Below are 10,341 nucleotides of genomic sequence, written 5' to 3'. Positions count from 1 at the left end.
TCGTGCTGGCCTCGGACGAGCCGGAGGACGTCACCCTGGCCTGGGGCGTCTGGGTCCAGAAGAAGCTCTATGGCCGCGAATACATGGGCATCGAGCGCGCCACCTTCCTGATCGACGGCCAGGGCGTCGTCCGCCGGGTCTGGCGCAAGGTTTCGGTCAAGGGCCACGCGGCCGAAGTTCTCGCGGCCGCAAAGTCGCTCTGACCACGGATCAAAACGCCCGAAACCAGATTCGGGCGGGCCTTCCAAGGTTCGCGCATACGCCTGACAGGCGAAAATCAGACGCGATTACCGTCGTTCTTCGCCTGAAGACGCCTCGGCGTGGTTAACGAGACGTAAAGAGACTTGCCGTCGTCCCCCAGTCGTGGCTCATACCCAGCCGGGCGTGGGGGCGTTTGAGTATGGCCGAGCACGAGGCTGAAGTCAGACGGTCGCTGATCGGGCGCTGGTTCCCGACGCGCTACCTCTATCTTCGCGACGGCGACGACGTGAAAGCCTGGGCGCTGACGCCCGGCCGTCAAATCCTGGGCGCCGCCGGCGCCGTCCTGATCGGCGGCTGGTTCCTGGTCGCCTCGGGCGGCTTCGCCCTGGACATGGTCCGCCAGAGCAACGCCGACCGCACCGTGGCCCGTAGCCGCGCCGAGGCCCAACGCCTGAACGCCGACCTGCAGGCCCGCCTGGACAGCGCCGTGGTGCGCATGACCGCCACCACCGGCTCGCTGGATGAAATGGCCGAGATGGTCGAGCGCCGCCACGCCGCCCTGACCCGGGTCATGACCATGTTCCGCGGCGTCGAGGGCGCTCCCGCCGCCCTGGCCCCCGCCCCGGCCCTGAACGCCGACCGCAACACCCCCGTCCAGCGCATGATCGCCGTGCGCATGGACCAGGAGCGGCTGATCGCCCGCGCCGAAAGCGTGGCCAGCACCCGCGCCGAACGGCTGCGCCTGGCCTTCCGCCTCGCCGGCCTGAACCCCGCCGCCTACGCCCCGCACAACGCCTCCCTGGGCGGGCCGCTGGTCGACGCCGGCGATCCCCGCGCGCTGGGGGCCGTGCTGGACGTGGACGAGGCCTTCGCCGTCCGCATCCGCAACGCGGCCGACAACCTGTCCGACATGCGCCAGCTGGCCGACGCGGCCCAGGGGCTGCCGTTCCGCCGTCCCACCAGCGCGCGGACCACCTCGGGCTACGGCGTCCGCTTCGACCCCTTCAACGGCCGCCCCGCCCTGCACCAGGGCCAGGATTTCGCCGCGCCCCTGAACAGCCCCATCTACGCCACCGCTCCCGGAATCGTGTCTTTTGTCGGTATCCGTTCAGGGTATGGCAACGTCGTTGAGATAGACCACGGTCGCGGTTTCAAGACCCGTTTCGCTCATCTGAACTCCATGGCCGTGCAAGCGGGCCAGCGTGTCGCGCTTGGCCAACGCATCGGCGCCATGGGAACGACAGGACGCTCCACCGGCGTTCACCTGCACTACGAGGTGTGGATGAACGGCCGCCCGCAAAACCCAGCCCGCTTCATGAGAGCCGGAGACCAACTTGTTCAACAAGACTAAATCCCCCGCCCCGCAGCCCCTGTCGCGTTCGGACAGCGGCTCCTCCATTCCGCCGCTGCCCGATCTGCCCGCCCCGGGCGGTTCGTCCGCCGCGGCCGCCGCGCCGCGTCCCGCCGCGCCGGCCGTCGCCTCGCGCGGCCTGTCGACCCTGTCGTCGGATCTGCAGTTCGAAGGCAACGTCGGCGGCGCCGGCGATCTGCAGATCGACGGCCAGGTGAAGGGCGACGTGAAGGTCGGCCGTCTGATCGTCGGCGAGACCGGCGCGGTCGAAGGCAATGTCGCCGCCGACTATGTCGAGGTGCGCGGCCGCGTCGTCGGCGCCGTTTCGGGCAAGCAGGTCAAGCTGATCGCCACCGCCTATGTGGACGGCGACATCACCGCCGAGCAGCTGTCGATCGATATCGGCGCCTACTTCCAGGGCCGCGTCCTGCAAGGCCGCCGCGAAGCCCCGCAGGCCACCGCCCCGGCTCCGGCCCCGCGCCCGGTCGAGCCCGCGCCGCACATCATCGACATGAAGCCGCCGGCCGCCTGAGGCGCCCGACCGGCCTGAAAGAAGAAGGCCCCGGAGCGATCCGGGGCCTTTTGCTTTGGCGGGCCGCCACGAACGGCGGCGCCTAGCCAGTGGTTAGTGGTTAGTGATTAGTGGGTGGCCTGGATCGAGAACGGCGCTCCGGGTTGGCCCCACCGGCGCCGGCCGCAGCATCCACTAATCACTAGCCACTAACCACTTCCCGGCAGTCCGCCGGCCGCACGGCCCTACTCGACCGTGCTGCCCCGCGTCTCACCCACGCGGGCCGCCAGGGCAGCCCCCATGAAGTCGTCGAGGTCCCCGTCCAGCACGCCTTGCGTGTCCGAGGTTTCGACGTTGGTCCGCAGGTCCTTCACCATCTGGTACGGCTGCAGCACGTACGAGCGGATCTGGTGGCCCCAGCCGATGTCGGTCTTGGCGTCGGCCAGCGCCTGGGCGGCGGCTTCGCGCTTCTGCAGCTCCAGCTCGTACAGGCGGGCGCGCAGCATCTTCCACGCCTGTTCGCGGTTCTGGTGCTGCGAGCGGCCGGCCTGACAGGCCACGACCGTATTGGTCGGGATGTGGGTCAGGCGGACGGCGGAGTCGGTCTTGTTGATGTGCTGACCGCCCGCGCCCGAGGCGCGGTAGGTGTCGGTGCGCACGTCCGACGGATTGATGTCGATCTCGATGGCGTCGTCCACCACCGGCGACACCCCGATCGAGGCGAAGGAGGTGTGGCGCTTGGCGGCGGCGTCATAGGGGCTGATGCGCACCAGCCGGTGGACGCCCGATTCCGACTTCAGCCAGCCATAGGCGTTCGGTCCGGTGATCAGGATGGTGGCCGACTTGATGCCCGCCTGTTCGCCCGTTTCCTCGGCCTCGATCTCGACCTCGTAGCCGTGCGCCTTGGCCCAGCGGCTGTACATGCGCAGCAGCATGCCGGCCCAGTCGTTGGACTCGGTGCCGCCGGCGCCGGAGTTCACTTCCAGATAGGCGTCATTGCCGTCGGCCTCTCCGGACAGAAGGGCTTCCAACTCGGCGCGGGCGGCGCGGTCCTTGATCGCCTTCAGGTCGGCGCGCGCGCCGTCCAGGGCGGCCTCGTCGCCTTCCTCATCCGCCATGTCGGCCAGCATGACCCCGTCCTCGAGGCCCTGCTCCATCTCCTTGACGGTATTGATCTGGGCTTCCAGGCGCGAGCGGTCGCGGCTGACGGCCTGGGCCTGTTCGGGATTGTCCCACAGCGTCGGATCCTCGACGCGGGCGTTCAGCTCATCGAGCTTTCGAAGCGCGACATCCCAGTCAAAGACGCCTCCTGAGCAGAGCGATGCTCTGCTCGATGTCGGCCTTCATGGCCTCGACATCCGGTCTCATCGCAATCTCCTGCGATCCAAAAGTGAGGCGCGGACATAGAGCGCGCCGCGCACTGTGGCTAGGGGCTAACGACAGGCGGCGCCCTGTGGAAGTGGTTAGTGGACAGTGATTAGTGGATCGCTCGCGGCGATAGCAGCGCTCATCAGGGAAGAACTGACGGCGGCCCCAGCCACCCACTAATCACTATCCACTAACCACTCGTCGTTCCGGCGCCGCCGCTCAGTACAGCCCATCCAGATCCTGCGCCGGTTCCTTCTTGGGCGGCGGCGGAGTGGTGGTCTGGGGCGTGGTGGGCGGTGGCAGGCCGGCGGCCTCCTCCTGCTCGCGGCGCAGCACCTCGTTGTAGTTCTGCGGGCCGAGCGGGATCTCCGGAGCGGGGGCCTGTTCCTCCTCGCGGCGGCGCTCGGTGCCGGGGCGGAAGGCTTCCTCGATGCCGTTCACGGTGCGGAAGATGGCGTTCTTGGGCCGCACGAAGGGCCGCGCCGGAGGCTCGCGCAGGGCCACCTGCATGAAGTCGGTGAACACCGGCACCGGGCCGGTCGCGCCGGTCTCGCCCGAGCCCAGCGGCCGGTTGTCGTCGAAGCCGATGAAGACGCCGACCACGATGTCCGACGAGAAGCCGACGAACCAGGCCGAGCGGTACTCGTTGGTCGTGCCGGTCTTGCCGCCGACCCAGCGCCCCAGGCCGCGCGCGGCGGCGCCGGTGCCGCGCTGGACCACGCCTTCGAGCATGGAGCTCATCTGATAGGCGGTGATCGGGTCGATGACCTGCTCGCCCCGCGCTTCCAGCCGCGGCGATTCCTGCCCGCTGAACGCCCGTCCGCATTCGCGGCAGCGGCGGTCGTCGGCGCGGAAGATGGTCTCGCCGTCCCGGTTCTGGACCAGCTCGATCAGATAGGGATTGACCCGGCGCCCGCCGTTGACGAAGGCGGCGTAAGCGGCGGTGAGGTTGTAGGGCGTGGTCTCCCCCGCCCCCAGCGACACCGACAGGTTCGGCTGCAGGTCATCGGCCACGCCCATCTTCTCGGCCAGCGAGACGACGTTCTTCATGCCGATGTCCTGCGCCAGGCGCACGGTCATGACGTTGCGCGACAGCTCCAGGCCGCGGCGCAGGGTCTGCGGGCCGTAGTACTCGCGGCTGTAGTTCTCGGGGCTCCAGCGGGTGCCGTTGGGGCCGCCGGCGAAGCTGATCGGCGCGTCCAGCACGATCGAGACCGGGGTGTAGTCTCCCTCCAGCGCCGTCGCATAGACGAAGGGCTTGAAGGCCGAACCCGGCTGACGCCGGGCCTGGGTCGCCCGGTTGAAGCTGGACAGGGCGTAGGAATAGCCGCCGACCATGGCCAGCACCCGGCCTGACTGGGGTTCGATGGCCACCAGGGCGCCGTTCACGCGCGGCACCTGCTTGAGCGCGTACTGCCCGCCTTCGCGCTCGACGAAGATCAGGTCGCCGCGCTTCAGGGGGCGGTTGGCGTTGGCCCAGGCGGCGTCGCCAGTCAGCAGATAGCCGACGCGGTCGTCCTTGGCGCTGCGGATGCGCACGCTGTTGCCGGCCACGTTCTCGACCCCGGCGGCTTCCCAGCTGCGGCGCTCGGGCGGGCGGGTGCCGGCCAGGGCCGTGCGCTGCCAGCCCTCGGCGAAATCGGTCGTGCCCCAGGCGCCGCGCCAGCCGTGGCGACGGTCGTAGTTCTCAAGCCCCTTCATCAGGGCGTCGCGCGCCGCCGACTGCAGCTTGGGATCCAGGGTGGTGCGCAGGTAGTAGCCGCCGCGGTTGACCTCCTCGGCGCCGAAGCGACGGATGGCCTGGCGGCGCGCCTCCTCGACGAAGAAGTCGGCGTCGGCGTACTGGGCCCGGCGCGGCGCGTCCTGGGCGACCAGCGGGCGGGCGCGGGCGGTCGCCACCTGTTCCGGCGTCAGGAAGCCGTTTTCGCCCATCTCGCCCAGCACCCAGTCCCGGCGGCCCTTGGCCGCGCCGGGGTGGCGCTTGGGATGGTAGTTGTTCGGCCCCTTGGGCAGGGAAGCCAGGAAGGCCGCCTCGTCCGGCGTCAGCTGATCCAGCGACTTGCCGAAGTAGTTGTAGGCGGCCGCGGCCACGCCATAGGAGCGATAGCCGAGGAAGATCTCGTTCAGATACAGCTCGAGGATCTGCTGCTTGGACAGGGTCGCTTCCAGCCGGTTGGCCAGGATGGCTTCCTTGACCTTGCGGTTGATGCTGCTCTCGTTGGTCAACAGGACGTTCTTGGCGACCTGCTGGGTGATGGTCGAGCCGCCCTCCAGACGCCGCCCGGTGGCAGCGTTGAAGACGTTCTTGAACATCGCCCGGCCCAGACCCGACACATCGATGCCGCCGTGTTCGAAGAAGCGGCTGTCCTCGGCGGACAGGAAGGCCTGGATCACCGGCAGCGGGATCTGCTCATAGGGCACATAGATGCGGCGCTCGTCCGAGAACTCCCCGATCAGGGTGCCGTCGCCGGCGTAGACCCGGGTCGCCGTGGCCGGGCGGTAGTCCGCCAGTTCGGACGCGTCGGGCAGGTCGTGGAACAGCCAGGCGGCGTAGACGGTGACGATCAGGCCCGCGAGCGTGATCGCGCCCAGCAGGGCCACGCCCGCCAGGACGAACCAGCGTTCGGCGATCTTGACGCCCGTGATGTTCGGAAAGCGCGCTTGCGGCATGAAACCGCTTTAGCCCGCGTCGGTCGCGTTCGCCAGAGCACCCGTCGCCGCCGTTGCACGACGCTCCAGTTCCTGTCGCGCGGCGGCCACGACATCGGCGTCCATGTCCGACTGTCCGGCCATCCAGCGCAGATAGTCGGCGGGGGCCTCGGTCCAGCGGCTCCCGCGATGTTTGCCGAACGGAATCTTGTCCAGGCGGCGGGGTTCGCGCGTCCACTGGATCATCTGTTCGACCGTCGCCTCCTTCAGCAGATCGATCAGCAGATGCGCCGTGACCCAGGCGTCCGGCCCCGCCCGGTGGGCCGGATTGGCCAGCGCCGGGTCCAGCTTCAGCTGCCGCCAGTAGCGCAGCACCTGGTTGGAATGGCCCGGCGCCTGAGGCCAGACCGCCTTGGCCGAGCGCACGGTGCAGATCCACGGCAGGCCGCCGTGGGCCGTGTCGGCGATGAAGCCGCGTTCGAAATTGGCCGCATGGGCCACCATGACGTCCGCCGGCTCGGCGAACATCGCGCGCAGGGCGTACTCGTCGCAGTGCGGGTCGGCCTCGTGGAAGTCGTCGGGGGTGATGTGGTGCACCGCCATGGCGTGCACCGAGATCTCGCCCCGCGGCCGGAACAGCTTCGTCACCGGCGGCAGGGCCTTCCAGTCCGCCCCGTCCGGCACGACGTCGACGATGCCGACCTCGATGATTTCGGCGGTCCGGTCTCCGCCGGAGGTTTCCAGATCCACGACACGCAGGCGCATGAATTCCAGATAGTCGGTTCAGCGCCCGGGCGCGAGCCTGGCCGTCAGGGCTGGCCCGACTCGCTGGTCGAGGCGACCTGCAGCGCGCCGGTCGGGGCGGCGAAATAGGCGTCGATGCCCGACGCCACGGCGCGCATCAGGCGGCGGCGCGCCCGGACATCGGTCAGCAGCCGCTCATCCTCGGGATTGGTGATGTAGCCCATCTCCAGCAGGACGGCGGGCACGTCGGGGGCCAGCAGCACGGCCAGGCCGGCGTCCCGGTGGCTGCGGCGCAGCAGCGGACGGTCCGAACTCTCGATCTCGGTCAGCAGGGTGCGGGCCAGCACGGCCGAGCGGTTCTGGGTGGCGCGCTGGGTCATGTCCAGCAGGATGCGGTCCACCGAGGCGTCGCGACCCGGCAGGTTCAGGCTGCGGTGCCAGTTCTCGTCCCGGGTGATCTCGCGCACGGCCCGGCCCGCGCCCTGTTCCGACAGGGTGTAGACGCTGGCGCCGCGCGTGGCCGGATCGGCCAGGGCGTCGGCGTGCAGGGAGATGAAAAGGTCCGCCCCCGCCTGACGGGCGATGGCCACCCGGCGGTTCAGTCCCACATAGACATCGGTGTCCCGGGTCATGCGAACCCGATAGCGGCCCGAGCGCTCCAGCTCCTGCTTCAGGGCCAGGGCGGCGGCCAGGGTCACGTCGGCTTCTTCGGCATGCGCGCCGCGCGCGCCGGGGTCGCGGCCGCCGTGGCCGGCGTCGATGAAGATCAGGGGGCGTTCTGCCGGACGCGGCGCGGCGGGAGCTGCACGGCGCGGCGCGGTCGGAGCGCGGCCGGTGGCCTTCAGGTCGATGACATAGCGATAGTGCTGCACCCCGTCGCCGGGCGGCAGCAGGAAGCGGCGTTCGATCTCGGCGCTGACGGCTAGGTCCAGCTCGACGCGCGAGGAGGCGCCGGAGCCCGCCACGCGATAGCCGCGCACCAGGCCCACGCCGGTCCCGGACAGGCCGCGTTGCGGCGCCACGCCCGACAGGGCCACGATCACCCGCCCGTCGCCGCCCGGCCGGATCACTTCGCCGCGCGAGGTGCGGTCCAGATCCACGACCACGCGGGTGCGTTCGGCGTCGCCGCCGAAGCGGACGCGCATCACTTCACCCACCGCGCCCGACGCCAGGCCGCGCCCGGCGATCAGCACGGCGGCGCAGAAGACGACGAAGGCGAGCGCCGTCATCGCCCACTCGCGGACGCCCCACTGCGACAGCCTGATACGCGCGAAAGCGCCCATTGCGACGAACAACCCACCATTATGGTTGCCGTGACCATGCACGAACGTCGTCGCCAACGGGTTAAGGCGAAGTCCGCTTTTAATTCACATTTCCAGTGACTATGCTCTGTGCGCTGGCGAAATGATCGCGTCCCCCCGTTTGACGGAACCGGGATGCGCCCTCCTCACAGCGCTGCTTTCACTGAATCCGAGGGTCGCCCGGCCACAAGGCGCCGACGACCCGACGAACCGGATCCGCATCGCCGCCTTATAGACAGGCGCGGAAGGGTCCAGGACCGAACCGACCCATGGGCGCATACGCCAGCCTCAACCTCCGGTCAGCATCGACCGACTTCGCCCGCGGCGTCCGCCGTGGCGACGAGGCTGCGCCTGCCTGCGCCCCCCTCCCCCTACCCATTCGGCGAGCCGCCGCGTCCCTCAGCCACGCGCTGACCGGACCGGCCCGAGCGCGCCAGAGAGAGACTACTGATGTCAAAGACCATGTTGATCGACGCGGCGCACGCGGAAGAAACGCGCGTCGCGATCGTCGAGGGCCGCCAGGTCGAGGAATTCGACTTTGAATCCCGCTCGAAGCGTCAGCTTCGGGGCAATATCTATCTCGCCAAGGTCACCCGCGTAGAGCCCAGCCTGCAGGCGGCGTTCGTCGAATACGGCGGCAACCGCCACGGCTTCCTGGCTTTCAACGAGATCCACCCCGACTATTACCAGATCCCGGTCGCCGACCGTGAAGCCATCATGGCCGAGGCCCACTCGGACGATGACGACCACGACGACCTGGGCCGCGACAGCGACGACGGCGACCACGAAGGCGGTCTGGCCGACGAGGAGCGCCTGAAGCGCCGCCTGATGCGCCGCTACAAGATCCAGGACGTCATCAAGCGCCGCCAGATCCTGCTGGTGCAGGTCGTCAAGGAAGAGCGCGGCGGCAAGGGCGCGGCCCTGACCACCTGGCTGTCGCTGGCCGGCCGCTACTGCGTGCTGATGCCCAACACCGGCAAGGGCGGCGGCATCAGCCGCAAGATCACCCAGGCGTCGGACCGCAAGCGCCTGAAGGCCGCCGCGGCCGCCCTGCACGTGCCACAGGGCATGGGCCTGATCATCCGCACCGCCGGCGCCAAGCGCACCAAGGCCGAGATCAAGCGCGACTATGAGTACCTGCTGCGCCTGTGGGAGACGATCCGCGAGACCACTCTGGCCTCCAACGCCCCGGCCCTGATCTACGAGGAAGAGAACCTCGTCCGCCGCGCCGTGCGCGACATGTTCGACAAGGACTTCGACGGCATCCAGGTCGAGGGCGTGCAGGGCTTCAAGGAAGCGCGCGACTTCATGCGGGTGCTGATGCCCTCGCAGGCCAAGAAGGTGCACCTGTACCAGGGCTCGCGTCCGCTGTTCGCCTCGAACGGCATCGAGGAGATGCTGACCCAGATCCACCAGCCGACCGTGCCGCTGAAGTCGGGCGGCTATCTGGTGATCAACCAGACCGAGGCGCTGGTCGCCATCGACGTCAACTCCGGCCGCGCCACCAAGGAGCGCAACGTCGAGGCCACCGCCTTCAAGACGAACATGGAGGCCGCCGCCGAGGCCGCCCGCCAGCTGCGCCTGCGCGACCTCGCCGGCCTGATCGTCATCGACTTCATCGATATGGAGGAGTCGAAGAACAACCGCGCCGTCGAGAAGGTGCTGAAGGACGCGCTGGCCAAGGACCGCGCCCGCATCCAGATGGGCCGCATCTCGGGCTTCGGCCTGATGGAGATCAGCCGCCAGCGTCGCCGCCTCGGCGTGATCGAGGGCGCGACCGAAGTCTGCCCGCACTGCCAGGGCGCCGGCCGCATCCGCTCGGCCGAGAGCGCCGCGCTGGTCACCCTGCGCGCCGTCGACATCGAGGCCGGCAAGAACGGCGCGGGTTCGGTGAACCTGCGCGTCTGCACCGCGGTCGCCCTCTACATCCTGAACCACAAGCGCGACTATCTGCAGAGCCTGCTGATCCAGCGCGGCCTGAACGTCGTGATCCTGATCGACGACACCTTGGGCCAGGGCGAAAGCACGATCGAGCGGACCGAGACCAACGAGGACTTCTCGCCGCCGGAAGGCGCCGAGCCCTTCATCGACCTGGACGACGATTTCGACGACAGCGCCTACGCCGATGAGGACGAGGACGACGACGAGATCATCGAGGACGATGACGACGCCGAAGACCTGGACCGCGAGGACAGCGACGACGACGAGCCGCGCGA

General features: G+C 69.3%; 7 protein-coding genes and 1 pseudogene. 4 read left to right on the top strand and 4 right to left on the bottom strand.

Going from position 1 to position 10,341, the window contains the following annotated elements; translation table 11 throughout:
• The 3 genes and pseudogenes from Q0C81_RS10265 to Q0C81_RS10255 all read left to right on the top strand — a co-directional run.
• A pseudogene (locus Q0C81_RS10265) lies at positions 1–203 on the top strand (peroxiredoxin); the annotation flags it as partial.
• 197 nt (positions 204–400) lie between these two features.
• Positions 401–1,552 carry a peptidoglycan DD-metalloendopeptidase family protein gene (locus Q0C81_RS10260; protein ID WP_291837165.1) on the top strand — a complete coding sequence of 384 codons (1,152 nt, stop codon included), beginning with the start codon at positions 401–403 and terminating at the stop codon, positions 1,550–1,552.
• Positions 1,536–2,084 (top strand): polymer-forming cytoskeletal protein, encoded by a 549-nt coding sequence (locus tag Q0C81_RS10255; protein WP_291837163.1) that lies wholly within the window; start codon positions 1,536–1,538, stop codon positions 2,082–2,084. The genes Q0C81_RS10260 and Q0C81_RS10255 overlap by 17 nt, the downstream gene beginning before the upstream one ends.
• 224 nt (positions 2,085–2,308) lie before the next feature.
• On the opposite strand, the gene prfB is transcribed toward Q0C81_RS10255, so the two are convergent.
• The 4 genes from prfB to Q0C81_RS10235 all read right to left on the bottom strand — a co-directional run bounded on the left by prfB (position 2,309) and on the right by Q0C81_RS10235 (position 8,053).
• Positions 2,309–3,431 (bottom strand): peptide chain release factor 2 gene (gene prfB / locus Q0C81_RS10250; RefSeq protein WP_291837161.1). Its coding sequence is split into 2 segments (ribosomal slippage): positions 2,309–3,361 and positions 3,363–3,431, totalling 1,122 coding nucleotides; the frame shifts between segments, so codons are not numbered across the junction.
• Positions 3,432–3,650: 219 nt separating this feature from the next.
• On the bottom strand, positions 3,651–6,101 hold the full coding sequence (locus tag Q0C81_RS10245) for a penicillin-binding protein 1A (protein ID WP_291837159.1): 2,451 nt from the start codon (positions 6,099–6,101) through the stop codon (positions 3,651–3,653).
• A 9-nt stretch (positions 6,102–6,110) separates the two neighbouring features.
• Positions 6,111–6,845: an exonuclease domain-containing protein gene (locus Q0C81_RS10240; RefSeq protein ID WP_291837157.1), complete on the bottom strand. Its 735-nt coding sequence runs from the start codon at positions 6,843–6,845 to the stop codon at positions 6,111–6,113.
• A gap of 44 nt (positions 6,846–6,889) precedes the next feature.
• Positions 6,890–8,053, bottom strand: a complete 1,164-nt coding sequence (locus Q0C81_RS10235; protein ID WP_291837155.1) for an N-acetylmuramoyl-L-alanine amidase — start codon at positions 8,051–8,053, stop codon at positions 6,890–6,892.
• Between the two features lie 522 nt (positions 8,054–8,575).
• On the opposite strand from Q0C81_RS10235, the gene Q0C81_RS10230 reads away from it, so the two are divergent.
• Positions 8,576–10,341: ribonuclease E/G (locus tag Q0C81_RS10230; protein ID WP_291837152.1), on the top strand; the 1,766-nt coding region annotated here is incomplete at its 3' end.

The organism is Brevundimonas sp. (assembly GCF_023259385.1).
Classification (GTDB): domain Bacteria; phylum Pseudomonadota; class Alphaproteobacteria; order Caulobacterales; family Caulobacteraceae; genus Brevundimonas.
This window is presented reverse-complemented; position numbering and strand designations above follow the sequence as displayed.